The sequence below is a fragment of the Serpentinicella alkaliphila genome (assembly GCF_018141405.1).
Lineage (GTDB): Bacteria > Bacillota > Clostridia > Peptostreptococcales > Natronincolaceae > Serpentinicella > Serpentinicella alkaliphila.
On sequence record NZ_CP058648.1, the window covers coordinates 1,922,510 to 1,945,036 of the forward strand.

The window sequence follows — 22,527 nt, forward strand, 5'->3', positions numbered from 1 at the left end:
CCATATAAAGTTGTGTGATTTAGGATAGTAGCACACTATTTCAGAAGTAGTACTTCATTTAAGTTCTTTATTCAAGTCGAAAGATAACTTACTAATGTTAGAATGGATATTTTTTTAGAAAATAGCTATGATTTAACAAATAAAACAATTTACTTTGTTTATTCAAAATCATAAAACAGATAAAAAGATTAGAGGGGGAGAACTTATGAACAAAAAAGATAGTCAATGGTTCAATGAAAAAATAGGAAAAATTCAATCTTCTTTCTCGGATTATATAAATGATGGTAAAGCAATTAGACCGCACAATGCAACTTTAAAAATAATAGCAATATATATATTTATAGGTTTAGTATGGATAATGTTATCAGACCGCTTATTATCTTCTATTGTAAAAGATATTGACATGTTAATCACTATGCAAACATACAAAGGTTGGCTTTATGTATTTATTACTGGGATAGTTTTTTATTTAATTATATATAGAAGAATTTATTTATATAAAATATCGACAGATACAGTTTTTAAAGGTTATGAAGAATTGAGTTCAACCTATGAAGAATTATTAGCTATGGATGAAGAACTAAGTCAACAGTTTAATGAACTAGAGAACACAATAAAATTGTTAGAAAAGAGTGAACAGCGTTATAATTTAGCAGTAGAAGGAGCAAATGATGGTATTTGGGAATGGGATATTGAAAGTGGCGTATATTTCTCTTCATTAAAATGGATAAGTATATTTGGATATACTGATGAAGAAGTTCCTAGAACTTACGATTCATGGTTAAAGCTAGTTCACAAGGAAGATAGGGAGAGTGTAGAAAAGGACATAAATGATTATATAGTATCAAGATTAGGAATTTTAGAAAATACATTTAGACTGAGATGTAAAGGTGGAGAATACCGTTGGGTATTATGTAAAGGAAAAGGCATTTGGGACGAAAAAGGAAATCCCGTAAAACTTGCAGGTTCACATACAGATATTACTGATTATGTTGAACTACAAGATAGTTTTTATAAAAAGGAAGAACTATATAGAAATATAGTGAATGGAGCGGCTGTATTTATTTTAGGTGTTGATAAGGATGAAAAAGTCATTGAATTTAGTCCCTACGCAGAAAAATTAACTGGTTACAATAAAGAAGAAGTTATGGGTGCAAATTGGTCTGATTTATTCATACCCTACGAAAGTAAAAAATATACCAAATCAGTCATCACAAGAATATTAAATGGTGAAAAACTTATAAATCAAGAAAATAAAATTATTACAAAGGATGGTAGAATAAGAGATATTTTATGGAATAACAGTACTATCCACGATAGGCATGGTAATGTAATAGGGGCAATTGGAGTTGGAGCTGATATAACTGATTATAAAAGCATGGAAAAGGAGCTTTATAATTTAGCCTATTATGATCAGTTAACTGGATTACCAAATCGACAAAATTTTGAGATTATGTTAAATGAACGAATTGATATAGCAAAGGATACGGGGGAAAAGTTTGCATTACTATACCTAGACTTAGATGATTTCAAGAGAATAAATGATATATATGGACATTCATATGGAGATGTTTTATTAAAAAAAGTTGCAAGTGCACTCAAGACAATTGTTGAAAACGAAAACTTAGCTCGATTAAGTGGCGATGAATTTGCAATAATAATAACAAATGTCATGGATACTGATGATTTGTTTGGCAATATTTCTAATATAATGGAGTTAGTAAATAAAGCCTGGAATGTTGAAGGAAATGAATTCTATATTACAAGTAGCGTAGGAATAACTATTTATCCAGACCATGGTACAGATTTACAAACTTTACTTAAAAACGCTGATACTGCAATGTATGAAGCAAAGGAAAATTCAAAAAATTGTTATGCTATGTATACTTCAAAAATGCATGATAAGACGCTTAAAGCTTTATCGATGGAGAAAGATTTAAGAAATGCCTTATTAAAGGATGAGTTTATAGTTTATTACCAACCAATTATAGATTTTATTACTGGAGAAATAGTTGGGTTAGAAGCGTTGATAAGGTGGATGCATCCAGAAATGGGGCTGATTTCACCAGTGGAATTTATACCTTTTGCAGAAAAAACTGGGTTAGTTGTTGAAATAGGAGAAGAAGTAATAGTAAAAGTATATAAGCAACTAAGGAAATGGTACGAATTAGGCATATATAATATGAAAGTTTCAATTAATTTATCTGCAATACAAATAAAACAACATAACTTCATAAATAGAATAATTGATTTGACAGAGGAAATGGGCATAAATGGTGAAAACATCATCTTTGAAATTACTGAAAATATTGGGATTTACGACTTAAAACATACTATAAATGTTTTAAAGATGTTAAAGAGTATGAATATAAAAATTGCATTAGATGATTTTGGGACAGGTTATTCTTCATTAAGTTATCTTCAGAAATTACCTATTGATATTATTAAAATTGATAGAGAATTTATTAAAAATATTACAAAGGACTCAAATGAACAATTTATTGCTAAATTAATTATTAGCATTGCACACAGTATGAGTTGTGTTGTTACTGCTGAAGGTATAGAAACATTAGAGCAATATAATAAACTAAAAAGCTATGGATGTGATTTTGCTCAAGGATATTTACTTAGTAAGCCGCTTCCTGTAGAAGAAATTGAATCAATGTTAATATTAAAAAAAATATTTGACTATTAACTTTAAAAATAATACTTTGTATTAAGTGAAAAAAGAATCTCCTTACTAAATTTGAAAAAATATAAATTTAGCAAGGAGATTTTATATAGACAGATTTACGTGCGTTGAGTGTACAAAAAAGCCGAGAGAGCCTGGCATCATCTTGGCATCTTCTAATGGCTATGTCGTTATACCCAGTTAATATTCACTGAGGCGGCCATTATCAATCCATGAGAGCCATACATCTTGCCTTGCTTAGTATTCTTTATAAATTTTTCCAGCCTTTTCGTAAATAGCTCAGATTGATTCTTCATCTGTTGAATTGTATCTATTCTTATTCGTCTATAGAGCTCAGGGAATTTCATAAAATTTTCATAAGTTTCCTTGTCATCCTACATCTAATAGCATTTACATCATTTTATATCTGCAAGGTTATTTTTTCCTGACAACACATCCTTTTCCAAAATTTGTTTAACTTTTTCAGGCTCTTCAAATATCGGACTGTGGGCTGAATTTATAAAGGTATAGAATCCTTTCACTGGTGCCTGCAGTTTCTCAAAGTACTCCTTTGTTAAAGTATAGTTGCATGTATAATCGTGTACACCTTCAAAGAAATAGACGGGAATGTTCAACTTCTGTACTATCTTAGTCAAATCCGTTTCCATCATCTCATCCCACATCTTCTGATATTGGCTCGAGTTTTTACCACGCCATAAATTTATCTTTTCACTAAGGGTATACTCCCTACTCTGAAAGCTTGTGAAAAAGACACCCGTGATTACCGACTTCATATTGTGCATCGTACCTATGCCAAGCCTATGCATCGCTACGTCACGTAGATTACGATATGCCTTTGGCACAGCATTCATTTCAGGTATAGGAAACTTCTCAAGCTTTTGGACCATTCTTATATCCCTGGCCTTCGTATACTGTTCTATCATATATTTGTATGCTAGTTTTTCAGATTCGAACTGTCGTGACATCTGAGCCACGCCGATATAGGCGTTGTACAGCTCTGGTGCCCGTGCAGCAACCTGAATCCCAAGAAAAGATCCTCCCGAATGTCCCATTAGGTAAATCTTTTCCTGTCCAAAGCGCTTGCGAAGGTAGTTTGATACCTCTATTGTGTCGGATATCAACTGCTCCCATGTAACAGTCTTAGGGGGAACCTCCGAATTATAGGAAAGTCCAGTACCTCGTGTTTCCCAATAGCAGACCGTAAAATAATCCTCAAGACCTGTAGGATATTTACTAGTAAGCCAATACGTAGGTAGACCTGGACCTCCATGCAGGAAAAGCAGTACTGGCTTCGCTTTATCCCTACCCTTAATAAACATCCCCTGTTCTACTCCATTGATATTCACATGGATTTTTTCTGAAATGCTGCCTACCAACGGCCTTCCATTTTCATCTATGAAAGGGATTGGTTTTCCGGGACTCCACGCTAATAATACACCTGCAAAAATAAAAGTACTCACAAGTAAAATAGAAAGGACAATAAACATTACTCTTCCAATCCCCCTCCGAAATGACTTAATTGAAAATCGATTCATTGATTTATCTTTCATCTTTACTCCTTATTTGTATAGCCAATGGCTAGTAAATTTATTTATTCCAAATAATATCTTCGATTTTATCTTCCCAAGCCTTGTCATAATGCACATTTTTCATTGTTGCAATGGAAGCAAGGCCATGCACCGTCGCCCATAAGGAGATGATTGCATCTTCCATTTTATGCTTAGACATTCCCATCCCTCTGAAAATAGGCAAAGCAACGGTTTTAAAAAGCTCAAAAGGTGGAAAGTTCGAGCTTCCATCACCATCTAAGGAAAGATTCACCTCCATACACGGCTGGGAAAATAGAAATATTGGGGGTTATTAATAAAAAACATAACATAACTCTTACCAATTTGAACAAGAGTACTTGGGTCATTTGGATTAGCGCAAGATTTTATTGCATTCTCCAGTATCTCCATAAACTGTTTCACAACATGGGCCTGCATTGCTTCCAATAGATCCTCTTTACTTTGAAAGTGACTATAGGGTGCTGCTTGACTTACCCCGCACAATCTAGATACTTTTCGTAATGAAAATTGTTTTGCACCCTCTTGGTTAATGAGTTCAATACCCGCTTCTATTAGTGAGTTTCTTAGATCTCCATGGTGATATGATTTAGTTGACATTTCCTATAACCTCCAATATGTTAACATCATTAAGATTATACCTCAAAATCTTAACAATGTAAAGATGGGTTACAATAAAGTTATATGTACTTTTTCAGAATAATATGAAATTGAAAGAGAAAGTATATTATTTATTTGCAACACCCATGCCTAAGAATAAATTCTTCTTCTCTATCACGACCACACACTCCGCATGTTATGTATAATAAACATATGTAAACCTATTAGCTTAATAGCGTGAATGTATTGTTACAACATTTGTTTAATATAGTATATGATGGAAGTTAAATTGGTAAAAATAGTTTGAGCTACTTAATGTTGACTTCACTGTGTGATAGTTTATTATGGGTGCAAATTGGACATTTTAAAAAGTGACGCTAGTATATTGGAGGGGTAAATTTGCGTGGTAAAAGTTTTTTAGTTTTATCTTTTTATATTGTTATGTGTTTGATCATAACAGTTAATATAAATGGATGTTCAAATAATGATTCCGAGGAAGAAAGGCTAACGGCTATTGAAGTTTCTGAAGCACAAAGAGGAAACATAACCCAGTGGGTAACACTCACTTCTCAGTTAAAACCAGTGGAAAATGTAATGATATTTGCTAAAACACCAGGTCTAAATGTGACTAATGTAAATTTTAAAGTTGGTGATTCAGTTAAAGAAGGGGATTTGTTATTTGAATTAGATAAAAGCATCCTTAGACAGCAGGTGGAGCATGCTAAGCTAAATTATGACATGGCAAAGGATAATTATAATAAACAAAGAGAGCTATTAGAAAATCAACAGAAGGCTATGGAAGATATAGCAGTTTTATCAACCAATAGAGGATTAAACAAGTTTGTACAAGGCAATTCTACCTTAAATGTTAGTGGTGTAATTGGAAATGTTGAAGCTTCACTTTTGGCTGCAAAGGCACAGGTAGATCAATCAAAAATGGCATATGCCAATACATTAAGACAATTAACTGAGCTAGACTATTATTCTCCAATTGATGGAGTGATTTCACAGCTTAATGTTTTTGAAAATCAAATAGCTCTAAATCAACAACCTGCTTTAGTAATTACAAATACTAAAATTTTAAAGTCGAATATTCATGTTTCAGAAAAACTATTAGACGAAATAAGGATAAATGAAGAGGTATATGTTGATATAGATAATGATATAAGAAAGGGTATTGTTTCCTTAGTAAATACTGTTGCAGACCCCAGATCAAATCTATATTTAGTAGAGGTTATTATTGATAACGAAGACAACGCTTTAAAAATAGGATATTTTAATAAAGTTAGATTTCAGCGGGCAAAGAAAGAAAATGTAGTTGTTATTTCAAAGGATGCAATACTTTTTGAAGGTAAGGATACTTATGTTTTTATTGAAGCTGAGGAACGGGTGTTTAAAAGAAGAATAGAACTTGGAATCGAACAAGATGATAATGTGGAAATAGTGAGTGGAGTGGAAACAGGAGAAAAAGTGGTAATAAAAGGACAACAATATTTAAAGGATAAAATGAAGGTTCAGGTAGTCAGAGGTGGTAATCATGAAAATATCTAATTGGGCAGTAAAAAAACCCGTATCTGTTTTTATGCTTATAGCTATAGTTTTATTGTTAGGTGCTGTATCCATATTTAGATTACCAATGGATTTATTACCCCAAATGAATATACCAGTGGCTATGGTTACAGTTAGATATCCTGGAGCGGGGCCATTTGAAATAGAAAATATGATAACAAGACCTTTAGAAGAGGTATTAGCTACAGTACATAATGTAAAAAAACTTTCATCCTCATCCGCAGAAGGTGTATCCACAGTTACTATAGAATTTAATCAGGGTACTGATATGGATTTTGCTACATTACAAATGAGAGAAAGAATTGATTTAATTAAGGATTTTCTTCCAGAGGATGCCCTTACTCCAATGGTTCTTAAAGTAGATCCAAATCAGCTACCAATTATGATATTGGCCTTAGGTGGAAGTAATGATTTAAGTAGGCTTCAAATTATTGCAGAAAAACATATAAAGCCTAGATTAGAAAGGTTAGACGGAGTAGCTTCTGTCTCAATAACTGGTGGTACAGAAGATATTATAGAGATAGTGTTTAATCCGGATGTTTTATCTTCATATAATATTACAGCTATGCAATTGATGAATTTACTAAGAACGGAAAATGTTAATTTACCCGGTGGTGAAGTTGCGATGGGGAATAGAAATGTACTCATTAGAACTGTCGGAGAGTTTGGAAATTTAGAGGAGATAAGAAATTTGCCAATACCACTTCCTACAGGGGGGAGTGTACCACTTGAAGAAATAGTAGAAATTAATCTAACTCAGAGCGATGCAATACAAATTGTTAAAATTAATGGAGAAAAAGCAATTAGAATGGCTATTCAAAAACAAGCAAATTCTAATACAGTTACGGTAACAAATATTATACATAGGGAGATAGATGAACTTACGAAGAGTTTAGATGACATATCAATTGATCCAGTTATAGATCAGTCAATCTTTATAAGAAGATCAGTATATAACGTTGGAGCAACGGCTTTAATTGGTGGTATACTTGCGATTTTAATTTTATACTTATTTATGAAAAATATTAGAGTAACATTAGTAATTGCACTATCAATACCAATTTCTATAATAGCTACTTTTACACTAATGTATTTTTCAGGTATTACTTTAAACCTACTATCATTAGGAGGTTTTGCTTTAGGTGTAGGTATGCTAGTTGACAATGCAATTGTAGTTTTAGAAAATATATTTAGATATAGGGAGGAAGGGTATGAGCCAAAAGAGGCTTCAATAAATGGTGCTAGTGAAGTATCAATGGCTGTAACCGCATCAACCTTGACAACGGTGGCTGTTTTCTTACCTATTGCCTTTGTGGAGGGAGTTACGGCGGAGATATTTAGAGAATTAGCATTAACAGTTACGTTTTCTCTTCTTGCATCTCTGGTTGTTTCCTTAACACTAGTACCAATGCTTTGTTCTCAAATGTTAAGTAAAAAACATAACAGCTTTGTTTGCTCAGGTGTTCACGGTTTATTTAATAAGCTATTTGATAGTCTGAGTGATAAATACGCTAGGATGCTTAGTTGGAGTATGTATCATAGAAAGACAGTAATTTTGTTAATAGCTATATTGTTTATTATTACAATCAGTCTATCTTTATTTACTGGTTCAGAATACTTCCCAGACTTTGATGACGGAATGTTTATGATTAATATTCGATTACCCCATGGTGCAAATATTAGTGAAACTACAAATATTGCTGAAAATATTGAAAACATACTTTATGATTATAAAGATGTTAAGACAGTTTTTACTAATATAGGTGGTGGGGATGTTTTCTTTGATTCTCATAGCGGAAGATCTCATATGGCAGTAATAAATGCTAGATTAGTACCGGCTAGTGAGCGGAAAATGACAACGGCTGAAATAATAGATAGTATTAGAAGAGATTTGAATAGAATTGCCGGGGCAGATATTTCTATTTCTGGTATATCTTCATTTATGGGAATGGGTATGGGTGGTACTTCAATTGAAATAGAAATAAAAGGCGATGATTTAGAGATGCTAAAAATAATTTCTGAGGATTTCATAGATATAGTTGATAATGTTAGAGGAACTAGAGAAGTTACTTCTAATTATATGGAAGGCCGGCCTCAAATGGAAATTAAGTTAAATCGTGATATTGCATCTCAGTACGGTCTTCAGGCAGCTCAGGTTGCTACAACAGTTAGAAATATTTTAAATGGCACATCCGTAACAAAATTTAGATTAATGGGAAAAGAACTAGATGTTATAATGAGAGGTGAAAAGCATTTTAAGCATGATCTTTCAAATTTTATGCTTATGCCTATAACTACAGTTTTAGGTGTTAATGTTCCTTTGGAACAGATAGCTCAAATTAATAATGCCATTGGCCCAAGTGTAATTAGAAGATCAGATCAAGTAAGGACTGTAACTGTAAGCGCCACTTTATTTAACCGAGATTTAAATAGTGTAGTAGGTGATATAGAGAATAGACTTGAAGACTATAATCTACCAGCGGGATATAGCTATCAATTTAGAGGTCAGAGAGAACAGTATGAAGAGGCAATGAATAGTCTAATTTTAGCAGTAATATTAGCTATATTATTAGTCTATATGATCTTAGCTGCTCAATTTCAATCCTTCCTATATCCGTTTATAATAATACTATCAGTTCCCTTAGCCTTTTCTGGTGGAGTATTAGGACTATTTATTAGCAGAAGGCCTATTAGTGTTCCAGCAGTAATAGGTGCAATAGTCTTGGCAGGAATAGTAGTAAATAATGGTATAGTATTAATAGACTATATTAATACCTTAAGATATAACGGAAAGGACAGAGTAGAAGCAATTTTACAGGCAGGTCCAACTAGATTAAGACCAATTATGATGACTACATTAACGACTGTATTAGGCCTGTTTCCGTTAGCCCTAGGTATAGGTGAGGGGGCAGAAGTACAGGCACCATTAGCCACAGTTGTTATTGGGGGTCTAATATTATCAACCGTCTTAACCTTAATTGCAATGCCAGTAATTTATCTACTATTGGATGATTTAAAAGTTAAGGTTTTAAGGAAAAATAATGACATTATTAAATAAAGAGGGGAAATGCAAAATGTTAGTTGGGGTATGTTCTATGAAATTAGTAATGTATGATACGGATTCATTAAAAGCTAAAAGACATATTATTAAAAGTGTTATAGAAAGAATAAAATCAAGATTTAATGTGTCAATTGCAGAAATAGGAGAGCTTGACAAATGGCAGTTGTCCGAGATCGGTTTTTGTTGCATAAGTAATAGTAGAAGACATGCAGATGAGGTTATTCAATCTGTTATTAATTTTATTGAGCGAGACGGTAGATTTGACATTACAAGCTGTGAAATAGATATATACTGAAAGGAAAATATGTATGGGGGAAAAAATGCTTTCGAAAGCTAAAATAAAGAATGTTTTAAGGATTTTAGAGGAAATGTACGCAGGGGCTGAAAGTGAATTAAACTATTCTAATGCCTTCGAGTTATTAATAGCTACAATACTAGCAGCCCAATGTACTGATAAAAGAGTAAATGAAGTGACAAAGGAGATATATAAAGAATATAAAAGTCCTGAGGATTTTTTAACCCTAAGTCAAGTGGAGCTTGAAAAAATGGTAAAAAGCTGTGGTTTCTATAAAAATAAAAGTCAAAATATTTTAGCTACCTGTAGAATATTAGTCGAAAAATATAATGGAGAGGTACCAAGCACATTAGAGGAGCTAACTACATTACCTGGTGTTGGAAGAAAAACTGCTAATGTAGTAATAAGTAATGTATTTGGCCAAGATGCTATACCTGTCGATACTCATGTGTTTAGGGTATCTAATCGGTTAGGGCTTGCTAGTAGTGATAATGTTTTGACTACTGAAGAACAGCTTATGAAAAATATACCAAAAAGAAAATGGTCTGAGGCCCATCATTGGCTAATATATCATGGGAGAAGAATTTGTAAGGCTAGAAAACCACAATGTGAGGAGTGTCCTTTATCAATAGATTGTTTGCACTTCAAAAACTCAAAATAAAAAGAAGGAAATAGGATGTTTCTGAAGAAATGTATAAATGTATATGTAATTTGTTGTTTTTGAAAGGATGTTATTTTTCTTATGGAAAATTTAAATAATGGGTCTATGGTTTTTGCATTAGATATTGGCACTAGAAGTATAGTAGGGTTACTAGGGACTATTGAAGATAATAGAATAATCGTACATTACTCCGCAATGGAATTCCATCGAGACAGAGTAATGTATGATGGTCAAATACACGATATTGATGGGGTTTCTAAAATTGTTAAAACCGTAAAAGACAATTTAGAGAATCAGTCAGGTTTTAGGCTTGATGAGGTTGCTGTAGCAGCAGCTGGAAGATCGTTAAAAACATGTCACGTTACAATCGAGAAAAATATAGATTTAAATAGAGAGATTGACAGACATCTAATAAATACATTAGAAATAGAGGGCCTACAAAAAGCACAGAATTCAATTAAAGATACGGAAGTTAATGATAAGGATTATTTATGCGTAGGTTACACAATAAAGAATTATTTTCTAAATGATGCATTGATTACTAATCCATTAGGTCATAGGGGTGAAATCCTTAGGGCAGATATTATTGCTACTTTTTTACCACAAATAGTTGTGGATGGATTACATTCAGTAATGTCTAAAGTAGGGCTAGAAATATCCTTTATTACCCTAGAGCCAATAGCGGCTATTGAGGTTGCAGTACCACAGAATGTAAGATTACTAAATATCGCTTTAGTAGATATAGGAGCAGGGACATCGGATATAGCTATAACAAAAGACGGAACAATAATTGGATATGCTATGACATCAACTGCTGGAGACGAAATAACTGAAGCAATAGCTAAGGGATATTTAATGGATTTTGACTCTGCTGAAGTACTAAAGTGTAATTTAAATAAAGAAAAAATACAAAATTTAACTGACATTTTAGGTTTTACTAGAGAAGTAGAATCTAATGAGATATTAGATACTGTAGAAGAATCCATTGAACTTGTAGGTAAAGAAATAGCAGATAGTATTTTAAAGCAAAATGGTAAGCCTCCTAGTGCTGTGTTTTTAATAGGTGGTGGAAGCCAAATTCCTAGGTTACCAGAGATAATATCTGGGCATTTAGGTATTCTTAAAGAGCGGGTTGCAGTAAGAGGCATAGAGACAATTCAAAACCTAATACATGATAGCTCTACATTAATAGGGCCAGAAGGGATTACCCCTGTAGGAATATTAGTTAAAGCTATTAAAAATAGAATGACAGATTTTATTACAATAAAAGTAAATAAAAACCAAATTAAACTATTTCAATCTAAAAAATTAAAAGTAAGCGATGCTTTAATAATCGCTGGATTTAATCCAAGGGATTTAATTCCAAAAAAAGGACAAGCAATTACTGTTTATATAAACGGACAAAAAGAAATTTTTTATGGTGAGTATGGTGAGCCTGCAAAAATATATGTAAATGAACAGGTGAGTAGCCTTGACACAGTAATAAAAGATAGAGACAATATTAATATTATTCCTGCTCAGCCAGGAAAACCGCCTTCACAAAGATTAGAAAATGTTATTAAAAAAGAAGATGGTTTTATTTTAAATGGTCAATATATAGATTTTGTATATAATATAACTTTAAATGGGAAGGGGATAAATGAAAAACAAGTTTTATCAGATGGTGATAAAATTGAATATAATAAAATAAGAAACGTAGAAGAACTGTGTGATTCAAGAGAAATTGATCTAAATGTATATAATATCTATATAAATGGTAAGATAGTAGATAAAAATACGGAAATAAACAAAAATGATCGTGTAGTTGTTATTAATAAAGATCAAAAATTAGAACTAACTAAAGATAGCAACGATTATAGTGAGCATATAATCATTAATTGTAATGGAGATCATGTTAAAATTCCTTGTGTGAAAGATGAAATTTATTTTGTTGATATTTTTAACTTTATAGATTTTGACAGATCAAAGGTTCAAGGAAAACTAATATTAAGACATAATGGAAGATATGCTAATTATACAGATAAGTTAGAAGACGGAGATTATATAGAAGTTTATTGGGAAAAGGCACAGTAGTATTAATTATTTCTTTAATTTTTAGTGGTGAAATGGCATTATATAATCTATTACTACATTAAAGGAGAGTATAATTATGAATACGTCTAAAAGGAATTACTTATCGATAGTTTCATTAGTACTAATTGTACTTTTAGTGTCAACTGTTATGTTGGTAAATTCTAGAAAAGATAGTTCAGTAATTAGTAGTGACAACAGTAAACAAACGATAGATTTAGTGTTTAAACCAGTTGAAATAGAACCATTAAAAGAGGTAGAAATAACTGATGAATTCAAGTATGTAGATACAATAGAATTAAAATGCTTTAATGGAAGTCTACATGTATACGCAAAAAATGATGAAACAGAAAGTGGAGAAGTGTATGGGTTTATAGAACACAATAACAAGTTTTATGAGGTTAATGTTATATCAGCCTATGGAGTTGAGGATCAAAATATTAATTTAGTTGATGTAACTAAGGATGGCAGAAATGAACTACAGTTAATAGGAAGTTTAGGTTCAACCTATGCGGAACTTAAAATAATTTCTTACGATGCAAATGATGAACAATGGATTAATCTACTTACAATGGGAACCCCTTATATAGTTGATTTAGATGGAGATGGAGTAAATGAGTATATTGGTGTTTCCACTGGAAGTATGCCAGGCTTTGTTGATATATATAGATGGAATGGAGAATTCTTTGTAAAAGCTAGCGTTACTGAATCGACAAATAATATTTATGCAAATTTATATAATAACCAGGTAACTTCTGAACATAAAAGTATACAGGATGGAAGCTGGATAATAGAAACGGGTAATAATGATAAATCTGAATTCTATAGATATGAACTAGGTAAGCTAGTAAAAACAATCCAAAATTAGCTATGTTTTAAATTAAGTGTTGACCGATTTTGGGCAAATATACAAAAGAAGAATTAGTAGAAGCTTTGCGCCCTATATCTTCGATAATTAGTAAATGTGAAAAAGGGCAGCTGAAATTTGCTGAGGGTACATCTCATCATAGTCGCTTTAAGAATATTATTAAGGCTATGCATATTTCAAAATCCCTAATAACAAATGAAATTAGCAGTATGGGTTAATATAAATTATTCTCCGAGATAAACACTAATAAAATCAACACAATATCTGAAAGGTATTTACTTAAATAAAAAGTAAATACCTTTGTATTTTTTGTTTTATAATTTTAATCCAAAATCTAAATTGAGGTCATAAAATTTTAAAAGTAATAATAAACATTAATAAGTTTTATAATTATTGGAAAAATATATTAATCCATTAAAATAGTAGGGGGTACACCATGGAATTAATCAGAATGAACAAAAAGAAAATAATAACAACTATTAGTATCCTTTGCTTAATAGCTGCTATTTTCATTATATTTACCTCAGCATTATTATCAAAGGACACGATATATTCAAATATATACATTAATGATGTGGATGTTAGTGGGTTAACAGTTAAAGATGCGGAAGAAAAATTAACTAGCATTTATAAAAACAAGTTAGAAACTATGAAATTAAATTTAGTTCATGAAAACTACAAATTGCTTATAAAAGCTGAAAATATAGATTATACATATAAATATAAAGAATCTATCAAAGAAGCACATAAAATTGGACGAAATATTAGTGTTATTGAAAGCATAAAAGAGATTTTTTCCTTAAGAACAGAGCCTATAGTAGTGCCACTAAAATCGACATATAATGAAATGAGGCTAAATGAATTAATTGAAAGAATCAGTTCTGAAATAAATCGAGAGCCAGTTAACGCTAGTATACAAAAAAATAGCAATGGTTTTGCAATAGTCGAAGAGATATCAGGAGTTATTGTAAATAAAGGGAAAACAAAGGAAAATATTTTAATTGGCTTTGAGGGTTTAGATGGTTTAGATGTAGAGATAAGTATAGATAATGTTATGCCAAATATAACTAAGGAGCAGCTTAGAGCTATAGATCATTTAGTAAGTGAATATAAAACATCTTTTAATCCACAAATTGTTGGTAGAGTAAGAAATATTGAAGTGGCTGCAAATAGAGTAAATGGAACATTATTAATGCCTATGGAAGTTTTTTCATTTAATAATATTACTGGATCAAGAAGTAAAGCAGGCGGATACCATGAAGCCCCAATAATTTCAAATGGAAAATTTGTACCGGGAGTAGGTGGAGGTGTTTGCCAAGTTTCTACTACTTTATATAATGCTGTAATCAGAAGTGATTTAGCTATAGTTGAAAGAAGAAATCATTCTCTACCTGTTGTCTATGTTCCTCTTGGTCATGATGCAACAGTCACGGATAATTATATAGATTTCAAATTTCAAAACAATAAAACCTATCCTATATACATAGAAAGTAAAGTACAGGGGGACTCCCTGTTTGTGGGGATATATGGACAGAAGAAAGGTAGTACCAATACATCAATAGATCTTCATTCACAAATAACAGAGGTAATAAGTCCAAGGATTGAAGTTAAAAAGGACCCTAATATGAATATAGGGGAAAAGAAAGTTATTCAAGAGGCTAAAAATGGATATAGAGTAGATACATATAAGGTTTACTATGAGTCAGGAGTACAGGTTAGGCGAGAGCATATTTCCAGAGATTATTATAATCCAATACATGGGGAAATAATAGAAGGGGCAAGACCAGTAGATGTTAAAAATAACGAACAGGATATAGAACAAGTAAATATAAATGAGTCAGAGGTCATAGATTATTAGATCTATGGCCTATTTACATATAGTTAATTTTATGCATTTTTGGTATAATGTTATTAAATAATAAAAGAGGAGGAGAGCCATGGAGCATTTTTTATATGACAAGGATGTCCAATGTCCATTGTGTAGGAATAAATTTAAAACGAAAAAAGTTAGGACAAGGTTTTTGAAAGTCGTTAAAAGAGATGATGACTTTTGTGTTACATATAAGGATATTAATCCAATATACTATCATATTTTTACTTGTCCAGAGTGTGGCTATAGCTCCTCAGAGAGTGAATTTAATAATTTAAGTAAAATAGGGAAAGAAATATTGGAAAAAAGTATTAGAGGCAAGTGGAGTAAAAGGGACTTTGGTGGAATTAGAGGACATAGGGAGGCTGAAGAAGTGTACAAGCTAGCTATACTCAATGGACAGCTAATGAAAAAACCAAAGGGATATATAGGGGGGTTGTGTTTAAAGCTAGCTTGGATTTATAGAGAGCAAAATGATAAAAGAGAATTTGCATTTTTAAAATATGCCTTAGACCTTTTGGAAGATGCTTATCAAAATGAACGATTCCCGATTGCGAGCTTAGATGAAGTTAATCTAGCCTATCTAATAGGAGAACTGAGTAGAAGGTTGGGAGACCCAAAAAAATCTGTTGTTTGGTATTCTAAGGCTTTAGATAACCCTGATATTAGAAGACATAGACTTCTACAGATTAGGGCTAGGGAGCAATGGAGCTTAGCAAGGGAACAATATAAATCACATAAGGAAATGAAACAAAATGCCTAACATTTACTATAGTAATTTAAACATTTCGAATATGAACTTATGGTTAGCCTCTTGTAGTGAAGGGGTTATTTCTATAGGGTTAAATGAAAAAAAGGAAGATTTTATTAAAGATTCTAATAAGCATTTTAGGGAGTATACGCTTAAGGAAGATTCTTTAGCAAATAAAGAGGTGGCTATACAGCTTGAGGAATATTTTATGGGCAGAAGAAAAGAATTTTCATTCCCAGTTATACTCAAAGGCACTGATTTTCAGAAAAAAGTATGGGCTGAATTAATGAAGGTCCCATTTGGACAAATTGCTACATATAAAGATATAGCTCTTAGGATAGAAAATGAAAAGGCAACTAGAGCTGTAGGTATGGCAAATAATAAAAATAGACTGCCGATTGTAGTTCCATGTCATAGAATTATTGGTTCAAACGGTGCCCTTGTAGGGTATGCTGGAGGTATCGAGATAAAAAAACAATTATTGGCCATTGAGGGCATAAGGTGCTTAAATGATAAAATAAAAATTTAAATTAATTATTTAAATTGTATGCCTCCTTAAATAAACGCATAAATATTTATAAGACGTTTATTTGAATAGGGGGTTTTAGTTTGAAAACAATTGAAAGGAATCCAATAATTTTTATCCCCGGTATAATGGGATCTATGGGTGATGAAATAATACCTGGTACGGGCAGATGGGGATTTGGAGTTGCCCAATTAATTTATAGTCCTTTTATTAAGGGGTTGCAGAAAATTGGGTATGAACTAGGTAAGGATTTGTTTATATGCTACTACGACTGGAGAAAATCTAATGTAGATTCAGCTAGAAAATATTTGATACCTCTTATAGATCAAATTAAGCAGAGGAATATTAGTAAAAAAATAGATATTATTTGTCATAGTATGGGTGGAATAGTGGCGAGAACGTACATACAAAACTATTACTATAGAAAAGACATTGATAAATTAATAATGATTGGTACACCTAATAAAGGAGCTATTTCAGCATATTATTTTTGGAGCAATGGAGATTTTATTGGAAGTAAAGATAAAAAAAGAGGAGTTCAACAAATATTATCTAAAGGTTATCTTTGGTTATTACAAAAGATGATGAATTTTTCATTGGGAGTAGATAATTTAAAGAAAATACATAGAATGTTTCCTTCTGTAAAGGAATTAATACCCTCATATGATTATGGTCCTTGTATGTGCTTTTTTAAGGAAAATGAGCTTATTACGGTTCCAACAATGTATTCGAAATATAAAAACAACTTACTAGATAGGTTAAACTACTGGAGTTACCTATTGAAATATGGGACGAACAATACATATTGTATTGTCGGAGATGGATTTGAAACAGAACAATATCTATTATTAAAGCAAGAAAGCTTTGTAAACTCAAAAAAAGAAGAAATTACAGATATTGTTTATACAAATGAAGGGGATGGTACTGTTACTAGCTATAGTGCACAGCTTGATGGTATAAGTTATTATTCATTGAACAAAAATCATCACCAAATTGTTGAAGCTTCCTTAAGTCCAATAATGGGTATATATAATATTAAGGATAATATAACTAGAGATAGTTTTATAGAAGTGGATGAGTATAATCATATACATTTTCTATTAGAAGGTAATGCAAATATTCAAATAAAAAACAAAAAAAGTAATGAGGTCCTATTAAGAATTGTTAGTGATACTGTGTATACGAAATACGAACATATATATGAGAGATTTGAGCCTAAATATAGATGGCTTATTTTAAAGGGAATACCAAAAGGTGAATATATCATTGAAATAAAAGAATTAGATTTAGAAGAAGTAAATGTCCTAGTAATTACAGATAGCCTAGAAAAAGAATATGGCACTTTAATAAGCAAAAATAAAACACTTGAAATACAAGTGTTCTAGGAAATACATTCAGGACAAATGCCGTAAAAGCACAATTGTTGTTTTGTTATAATATAATGTGTGCTTTGTTCTATGAGGCTAGTTAATTTAGGAAATAGATCTTCATTTAAATCTACGACAGTCAGGCAGCTAGTGCATACCAGATGTGGGTGACTTACTGGATTGGAGTCGTATCTAAAGCTATTTTCGCCAATATTAATTACTTGAATTAATCCTATTTCGGAGAATAACTCTAATGACTTATACACAGTAGCTAAACTAATAGATGGATAGTCTTCAATTAACATTCTATATATAGATTCTGCATTTAAATGATCCTGACTCTTTTTTATAATGTTATAAATGGCCAATCGTTGAGGAGTGATTTTACATTTTTTCGATTTTAAGGTAGTGACTACACAACTCATAATATAAACACCCTTAACAAATATTTAACAACGTTGAATAAAATTTTAACAAACTAGTTACGTCCATTATATAAGCTTTCCATAAAAATGTAAATACTATTATTAAAACAATAATGGAAAAAGTTTGAATTTAGAAAGGAAGTACATATGAAAAAAGAAAGAGTTTCTCTAATTAGATGCAATGAATATGATTATAAAATGGTTAAGAAAGCAATTTTAAATTCATTCGAAAACCTAGGTGGAATAAATAAATATATTTCATCAGGTGATAGAGTTTTACTTAAATTAAATCTTTTAATGAAAAAGAAGCCTGAAGATGCAACTACTACTCATCCGGTGTTTACAAAAGCCTTAGCTGAGGTATTAATAGAATATGGTGCAGAAGTTATTATTGGGGATAGTCCCGGTGGCCCTTTTAATGAAAATATTTTAAGAGGGGTATATAAAGCATGCGGTATAGAAGAAATTGCAATGGAAGTAGGTGCTACCCTAAATTATAACACTAATACAGTTGAAATTAAAAACGAGAATGGACTAATATTAAAGAAAATTACTGCCATAGAGCTTATTAATAAGGTTGACAAAGTTATTTCAGTCTCTAAATTGAAAACCCATGGCATGATGTTGTTTACTGGGGCAGTTAAAAACATGTTTGGAATTGTTGCAGGACTAGAAAAGGCAGAATACCATGTAAGAATGCCTAACAATGTTGATTTTTCCAATGCATTAGTGGATATATGCATAGCTGCTAATCCTATATTATCCTTCATGGATGGAATAGTAGGCATGGAAGGAGCAGGACCTAGTGCCGGGAATCCTAGAGCGGTTGGAGTTGTGATAGCATCTTCAAGTCCGTATCACCTAGATGTTGTTGCTAGTTCTATTATAGGAATAAATGCATCAAAAGTTCCAACTATTCAAAGGTGTGTTGAAAGAAATCTTTGTGGAGGAACATTTGAAGATATAGAGTTGCTAGGAGATGATTATAACAGCTTTGTAATTAATAATTATATTGTCCCTGAAATAAGGAGCTTAGATCTATTAGAGGGTAAGCTACCAAAATTCATTAGAGATATAATAAATGAATTACTTCAACCTAAACCTGTATTTATACATAATAGATGTATAGGCTGTAGGGATTGTGCTGAAAGCTGCCCACCTGCAATAATATCTATGAAGAATAACAGGCCAGAGGCAAAACTAGACGAATGTATTAGATGTTTTTGCTGTCAGGAACTATGTCCTGTTAAGGCGGTTGAAATACATCGTCCAATTCTAATGAAACTTTTGGCTAGACTATAGGGCCTTTTGCACTTTAAAACAAAAGAAGGATTCATTCCATTGTTTAGTTTCAGTATCTAGGGCTTTTTCAATAAAAGTTACTTCATCATTATAGTCTACAGTTATTACTGTCATTGATCTAGTACCATACTGTGGGCTATCAATAAAAATAGGAGATAGTAAACGCTCAAGTTCGATACCAACCTTTGTGTCCGGTAAGTCTTCATCTTTAGCTATAGAATTATTTTTTAAAATGTTAAACAGCTTATGATGACTAAATTTATTTGCCACTGCGTCTTTAAGCATAGTAGTACCTAGTATAACTTTAGGCCAAGGGGTATTTAGTGAATGATTACTTAAACCGTGTATTCCAGGTTCTATTTTGGTTATTTCATTATTTTGTCGTGAATAATAAAATAATTCGGATTGATCACCTACTAAAAGATTAAAACCATTATATGATATATTTGAGCTTTGTATTTGCTCTAGGTAATCTCTGGGGGGGATATTACTTTCAAGATAAGTACTAACCAGATGCCCCCTAGAGTTGCCATTTTTATTCATACTAGAAGGGTCCCTATAATTAGTGAGTGTTGCGAACCTCCCTTCCTTTGTTATACCTAACCATGTACCACCTTTTTCAAGATCTCTACCTGCTAGAATATTTGGGTTGTCCTCCCAAAATTCAGCTTGCATAGTAGGGCGTTTATAAAATTCATCTCTGTTTGATGTAATAATAAGTTTATATTTTGGATGTATCTTGTATGAAAAAAGAACTATACACATTTTTTTCAATCACCTTTCAATTGTATTGGAATCTTAGTTAAATATAATTATATCAAAATGTTTACTTTTTTTCATAATTTTAATATTATAATAATGTTGTAAATTAATTTAAAAAATAAAATTAAAGGGTGTATTTAATGAATAGTATTATTACTGAACTAGCTAAGCTAAAAATTTATGAATGGATAATTTTATTTTTTACTGGCTTAAGTTGTATAGTATTATACAATTATATAAATATTAGTAAGCAGGAGAAGGCTAAGAAACTAATATATGAAAAAATTGAGGGAAGCAGAGGGCATGTATCAGATTATGAGATTGAAAAATTAATCAATAAGAAAATGCTTGAGCATATTAAGCCTGATAAACTATTTTGGGAAATAGATAATATATTTAAAATAAATTTTAATGACAAAATATCTTTTAGTTCAAAAACCCATGGCTTTACTCAAGGTTATTTCTTAGGCTTAAAAAATGGTAACAATGACTCATATTTTCTTTTAATAAGAGTTTCCCATAGTCATTTAAAAAATAAAAAAGGGGATATATGGTCTATACCTATAGAATTAATTGACGTAAAGACAATAAATGTTTGGAATCAATTGTAGAGCCTTATTATGGCTCTTTTAAAATTCAATTATTATTTTGCAATCCTGTCACAATTGTATATTTCTATGAATAAACTTTAGTGAAAGGAGAGCGCGGTATGTCTGTTAAATCATTTATTACCAATTTATTGAAAAATGCTGTACCTCAATCAGATTACATTCAAGTAAAACTTGAAGACCTATATATTGAAATGAAAAGAATTACAGATCCTGGTATACCTCATGAAGTAACAGTTGTAGTTCCTAGGGCAGAAATAAGAGAAAGATATAATGAGCAAGGTGAGTTAATTGAGAAAGAAATTATATTAAATAGTATAACTGTTGTTCATGCCCCAAGACATCCTTTAGCAGGCCCTCCTTCTTCATCTATAGAACCCCCTGAAATTCCTGCGAGAGGAAATAAAAATTTTAAGCCTAAATAAATTAATATAGAGTATAATAAAATTTAGACAATAAGTTAAAAAAATTTAAGGAGTGATTAACTCCTTTTTTTACGGTTTATTATATGCCTATTCCACTTCTTTATTTCAACGGTAAAATACTGTATAATAATAGAAATATATGGGTATTAATTTTAAATATAATATTTTTTGGACTTATATTAAAGTATGGAAGGTGCATTTTATATGAAGAAGATTATGGTTATTTATAACCCTTCTTCTGGTAAGCAGGCTTTTGATGAAAAGGTAAAAAATATAACTAGTATATTATTAGATAATGGGTATATTTTAGGAAAGTTCATTACACAAAAGAAGAATGATGCTAGAGATAGGGTTATTCAATGCTGCCACGAAGATTGGGATGCAATTATCGCCTGCGGCGGTGATGGTACATTAAATGAAGTAGCAAATGGAATTATGCTTGGAGGACGAAAAATCCCAGTCGCAATTCTAGGGACAGGAACTGTTAATGATTTTGCAAAATCCTTAAACATACCCAAAACACCTAGAGATTTCTGTAATATGATTATGAATGAGTTAACTATGGATATAGATTTGGGAAGGGCAAATGATAAGTATTTTGTAAATGTATCTGCTTTTGGACTATTAAGTAGTGTGGCCCATGAAACAAAAAAAGAATATAAGGCTATCTTAGGTAGGCTAGCATACTTTATTGAAGGCATTAAAATTTTACCTAAGGAATTAATGAATCCAATTCATACGGAAGTTATTAGTGAAGAGTTAAATTTAAATGAAAATATACAATTGTTTATTTTATCAAATGGAAATTCAATAGGGGGTTTTAAAAACTTTATGCCTGAAGCTAGATTTGACGATGGTTATTTAGACTGTCTTATTATTAGAGATACAACTCTTGAATCCATGATAACTATTTTAAAAGCCTTTTCAACGGCTCAGCATACTAGCTGTCAAAATATCGAATATTTTAAAACTAAAAAAATAAGAATTTCTTCAAATTCTTCTGCGGTTGTAGATATAGACGGTGAATATGGTGGGGCATTACCTGTTGAGTATGAGGTTGTGGAGAAGGGATTAAAAATATTTGTTTCTAAGTATCCATACTAGGGAATA

The 22,527-nt window shown here is 31.5% G+C and carries 22 protein-coding genes; 16 read left to right on the top strand and 6 right to left on the bottom strand.

All coding sequences use genetic code 11. The features are described from left to right. The first annotated feature begins 205 nt into the window (after positions 1 to 205). Positions 206 to 2,695, top strand: a complete 2,490-nt coding sequence (locus HZR23_RS09660) for a sensor domain-containing protein (RefSeq protein ID WP_132848620.1) — start codon at positions 206 to 208, stop codon at positions 2,693 to 2,695. A 167-nt stretch (positions 2,696 to 2,862) separates the two neighbouring features. Here the strand turns inward: HZR23_RS09660 and HZR23_RS09665 are convergent, their stop codons facing one another. The 4 genes from HZR23_RS09665 to HZR23_RS09680 are packed head-to-tail and all read right to left on the bottom strand — an operon-like array spanning position 2,863 to position 4,857. Continuing rightward, the gene (locus HZR23_RS09665) at positions 2,863 to 3,039 is read right to left on the bottom strand and encodes a YdeI/OmpD-associated family protein (protein ID WP_207667888.1); all 177 of its coding nucleotides are present in this window, start codon (positions 3,037 to 3,039) and stop codon (positions 2,863 to 2,865) included. A 48-nt stretch (positions 3,040 to 3,087) separates the two neighbouring features. After that, the gene (locus tag HZR23_RS09670; protein WP_249536665.1) at positions 3,088 to 4,242 is read right to left on the bottom strand and encodes an alpha/beta fold hydrolase; all 1,155 of its coding nucleotides are present in this window, start codon (positions 4,240 to 4,242) and stop codon (positions 3,088 to 3,090) included. Positions 4,243 to 4,279: 37 nt separating this feature from the next. After that, positions 4,280 to 4,519, bottom strand: a complete 240-nt coding sequence (locus HZR23_RS09675) for a hypothetical protein (RefSeq protein WP_207667881.1) — start codon at positions 4,517 to 4,519, stop codon at positions 4,280 to 4,282. Next, complete coding sequence (locus tag HZR23_RS09680) at positions 4,510 to 4,857, bottom strand: TetR/AcrR family transcriptional regulator (RefSeq protein ID WP_207667880.1); 348 nt, start codon at positions 4,855 to 4,857, stop codon at positions 4,510 to 4,512. Before HZR23_RS09680 ends, HZR23_RS09675 begins: the two co-directional genes overlap by 10 nt. Before the next feature lie 399 nt (positions 4,858 to 5,256). On the opposite strand from HZR23_RS09680, the gene HZR23_RS09685 reads away from it, so the two are divergent. The 11 genes from HZR23_RS09685 to HZR23_RS09735 all read left to right on the top strand — a co-directional run bounded on the left by HZR23_RS09685 (position 5,257) and on the right by HZR23_RS09735 (position 17,913). Then, the gene (locus tag HZR23_RS09685) at positions 5,257 to 6,408 is read left to right on the top strand and encodes an efflux RND transporter periplasmic adaptor subunit (protein ID WP_132848571.1); all 1,152 of its coding nucleotides are present in this window, start codon (positions 5,257 to 5,259) and stop codon (positions 6,406 to 6,408) included. Next, positions 6,395 to 9,484, top strand: a complete 3,090-nt coding sequence (locus HZR23_RS09690; protein WP_132848570.1) for an efflux RND transporter permease subunit — start codon at positions 6,395 to 6,397, stop codon at positions 9,482 to 9,484. Before HZR23_RS09685 ends, HZR23_RS09690 begins: the two co-directional genes overlap by 14 nt. A gap of 16 nt (positions 9,485 to 9,500) precedes the next feature. Beyond that, positions 9,501 to 9,782, top strand: coding sequence for a DUF503 domain-containing protein (locus HZR23_RS09695; protein WP_132848569.1), 282 nt, complete (start codon positions 9,501 to 9,503; stop codon positions 9,780 to 9,782). A gap of 25 nt (positions 9,783 to 9,807) precedes the next feature. Continuing rightward, positions 9,808 to 10,443 carry an endonuclease III gene (nth, locus tag HZR23_RS09700; protein ID WP_243098227.1) on the top strand — a complete coding sequence of 212 codons (636 nt, stop codon included), beginning with the start codon at positions 9,808 to 9,810 and terminating at the stop codon, positions 10,441 to 10,443. Between the two features lie 81 nt (positions 10,444 to 10,524). Beyond that, a complete protein-coding gene (locus HZR23_RS09705; RefSeq protein WP_132848567.1) occupies positions 10,525 to 12,516 on the top strand; it encodes a cell division protein FtsA in 1,992 nt (663 codons plus the stop codon). Positions 12,517 to 12,592: 76 nt separating this feature from the next. Next, a complete protein-coding gene (locus HZR23_RS09710) occupies positions 12,593 to 13,381 on the top strand; it encodes a hypothetical protein (RefSeq protein ID WP_132848566.1) in 789 nt (262 codons plus the stop codon). A gap of 29 nt (positions 13,382 to 13,410) precedes the next feature. Continuing rightward, complete coding sequence (locus HZR23_RS09715) at positions 13,411 to 13,599, top strand: hypothetical protein (RefSeq protein ID WP_132848565.1); 189 nt, start codon at positions 13,411 to 13,413, stop codon at positions 13,597 to 13,599. Between the two features lie 218 nt (positions 13,600 to 13,817). Beyond that, positions 13,818 to 15,239, top strand: coding sequence for a VanW family protein (locus HZR23_RS09720; protein WP_132848564.1), 1,422 nt, complete (start codon positions 13,818 to 13,820; stop codon positions 15,237 to 15,239). Between the two features lie 79 nt (positions 15,240 to 15,318). Beyond that, positions 15,319 to 16,014: a DUF2225 domain-containing protein gene (locus tag HZR23_RS09725; protein WP_132848563.1), complete on the top strand. Its 696-nt coding sequence runs from the start codon at positions 15,319 to 15,321 to the stop codon at positions 16,012 to 16,014. Then, on the top strand, positions 16,007 to 16,531 hold the full coding sequence (locus HZR23_RS09730) for a methylated-DNA--[protein]-cysteine S-methyltransferase (RefSeq protein WP_132848562.1): 525 nt from the start codon (positions 16,007 to 16,009) through the stop codon (positions 16,529 to 16,531). The genes HZR23_RS09725 and HZR23_RS09730 overlap by 8 nt, the downstream gene beginning before the upstream one ends. 80 nt (positions 16,532 to 16,611) lie before the next feature. After that, positions 16,612 to 17,913: a lipase family alpha/beta hydrolase gene (locus HZR23_RS09735; protein WP_132848561.1), complete on the top strand. Its 1,302-nt coding sequence runs from the start codon at positions 16,612 to 16,614 to the stop codon at positions 17,911 to 17,913. On the opposite strand, the gene HZR23_RS09740 is transcribed toward HZR23_RS09735, so the two are convergent. Beyond that, entirely contained in the window at positions 17,910 to 18,320 is a 411-nt protein-coding gene (locus tag HZR23_RS09740) for a Fur family transcriptional regulator (protein WP_132848560.1), read from the bottom strand. The two genes, HZR23_RS09735 and HZR23_RS09740, sit on opposite strands and share 4 nt — an antisense overlap. Before the next feature lie 147 nt (positions 18,321 to 18,467). Here HZR23_RS09740 and HZR23_RS09745 point away from each other — a divergent pair, with 147 nt between their 5' ends. Beyond that, complete coding sequence (locus HZR23_RS09745; protein WP_132848559.1) at positions 18,468 to 19,622, top strand: DUF362 domain-containing protein; 1,155 nt, start codon at positions 18,468 to 18,470, stop codon at positions 19,620 to 19,622. Here HZR23_RS09745 and HZR23_RS09750 read toward each other — a convergent pair. Next, positions 19,617 to 20,387, bottom strand: a complete 771-nt coding sequence (locus HZR23_RS09750; protein ID WP_132848558.1) for an NRDE family protein — start codon at positions 20,385 to 20,387, stop codon at positions 19,617 to 19,619. The two genes, HZR23_RS09745 and HZR23_RS09750, sit on opposite strands and share 6 nt — an antisense overlap. Positions 20,388 to 20,524: 137 nt before the next feature. Here HZR23_RS09750 and HZR23_RS09755 point away from each other — a divergent pair, with 137 nt between their 5' ends. The 3 genes from HZR23_RS09755 to HZR23_RS09765 all read left to right on the top strand — a co-directional run bounded on the left by HZR23_RS09755 (position 20,525) and on the right by HZR23_RS09765 (position 22,521). Further along, positions 20,525 to 20,995 (top strand): hypothetical protein, encoded by a 471-nt coding sequence (locus tag HZR23_RS09755; protein ID WP_132848557.1) that lies wholly within the window; start codon positions 20,525 to 20,527, stop codon positions 20,993 to 20,995. 98 nt (positions 20,996 to 21,093) lie between these two features. Continuing rightward, the gene (locus tag HZR23_RS09760) at positions 21,094 to 21,417 is read left to right on the top strand and encodes a hypothetical protein (RefSeq protein ID WP_132848556.1); all 324 of its coding nucleotides are present in this window, start codon (positions 21,094 to 21,096) and stop codon (positions 21,415 to 21,417) included. A gap of 204 nt (positions 21,418 to 21,621) precedes the next feature. Continuing rightward, a complete protein-coding gene (locus tag HZR23_RS09765) occupies positions 21,622 to 22,521 on the top strand; it encodes a diacylglycerol/lipid kinase family protein (RefSeq protein WP_132848555.1) in 900 nt (299 codons plus the stop codon). Positions 22,522 to 22,527 lie beyond the last annotated feature (6 nt).

What these genes read in the sequence shown, in the direction of transcription:
- HZR23_RS09660 (WP_132848620.1), top strand. Translation starts at nt 206, where the DNA reads ATGAACAAAAAAGATAGTCAATGGTTCAATGAAAAAATAGGAAAAATT.
- HZR23_RS09665 (WP_207667888.1), bottom strand. Translation starts at nt 3,039, where the DNA reads ATGAAATTCCCTGAGCTCTATAGACGAATAAGAATAGATACAATTCAA.
- HZR23_RS09670 (WP_249536665.1), bottom strand. Translation starts at nt 4,242, where the DNA reads ATGAAAGATAAATCAATGAATCGATTTTCAATTAAGTCATTTCGGAGG.
- HZR23_RS09675 (WP_207667881.1), bottom strand. Translation starts at nt 4,519, where the DNA reads ATGGAGGTGAATCTTTCCTTAGATGGTGATGGAAGCTCGAACTTTCCA.
- HZR23_RS09680 (WP_207667880.1), bottom strand. Translation starts at nt 4,857, where the DNA reads ATGTCAACTAAATCATATCACCATGGAGATCTAAGAAACTCACTAATA.
- HZR23_RS09690 (WP_132848570.1), top strand. Translation starts at nt 6,395, where the DNA reads ATGAAAATATCTAATTGGGCAGTAAAAAAACCCGTATCTGTTTTTATG.
- HZR23_RS09695 (WP_132848569.1), top strand. Translation starts at nt 9,501, where the DNA reads ATGTTAGTTGGGGTATGTTCTATGAAATTAGTAATGTATGATACGGAT.
- nth (WP_243098227.1), top strand. Translation starts at nt 9,808, where the DNA reads ATGCTTTCGAAAGCTAAAATAAAGAATGTTTTAAGGATTTTAGAGGAA.
- HZR23_RS09705 (WP_132848567.1), top strand. Translation starts at nt 10,525, where the DNA reads ATGGAAAATTTAAATAATGGGTCTATGGTTTTTGCATTAGATATTGGC.
- HZR23_RS09710 (WP_132848566.1), top strand. Translation starts at nt 12,593, where the DNA reads ATGAATACGTCTAAAAGGAATTACTTATCGATAGTTTCATTAGTACTA.
- HZR23_RS09720 (WP_132848564.1), top strand. Translation starts at nt 13,818, where the DNA reads ATGGAATTAATCAGAATGAACAAAAAGAAAATAATAACAACTATTAGT.
- HZR23_RS09725 (WP_132848563.1), top strand. Translation starts at nt 15,319, where the DNA reads ATGGAGCATTTTTTATATGACAAGGATGTCCAATGTCCATTGTGTAGG.
- HZR23_RS09730 (WP_132848562.1), top strand. Translation starts at nt 16,007, where the DNA reads ATGCCTAACATTTACTATAGTAATTTAAACATTTCGAATATGAACTTA.
- HZR23_RS09740 (WP_132848560.1), bottom strand. Translation starts at nt 18,320, where the DNA reads ATGAGTTGTGTAGTCACTACCTTAAAATCGAAAAAATGTAAAATCACT.
- HZR23_RS09745 (WP_132848559.1), top strand. Translation starts at nt 18,468, where the DNA reads ATGAAAAAAGAAAGAGTTTCTCTAATTAGATGCAATGAATATGATTAT.
- HZR23_RS09750 (WP_132848558.1), bottom strand. Translation starts at nt 20,387, where the DNA reads ATGTGTATAGTTCTTTTTTCATACAAGATACATCCAAAATATAAACTT.
- HZR23_RS09755 (WP_132848557.1), top strand. Translation starts at nt 20,525, where the DNA reads ATGAATAGTATTATTACTGAACTAGCTAAGCTAAAAATTTATGAATGG.
- HZR23_RS09760 (WP_132848556.1), top strand. Translation starts at nt 21,094, where the DNA reads ATGTCTGTTAAATCATTTATTACCAATTTATTGAAAAATGCTGTACCT.
- HZR23_RS09765 (WP_132848555.1), top strand. Translation starts at nt 21,622, where the DNA reads ATGAAGAAGATTATGGTTATTTATAACCCTTCTTCTGGTAAGCAGGCT.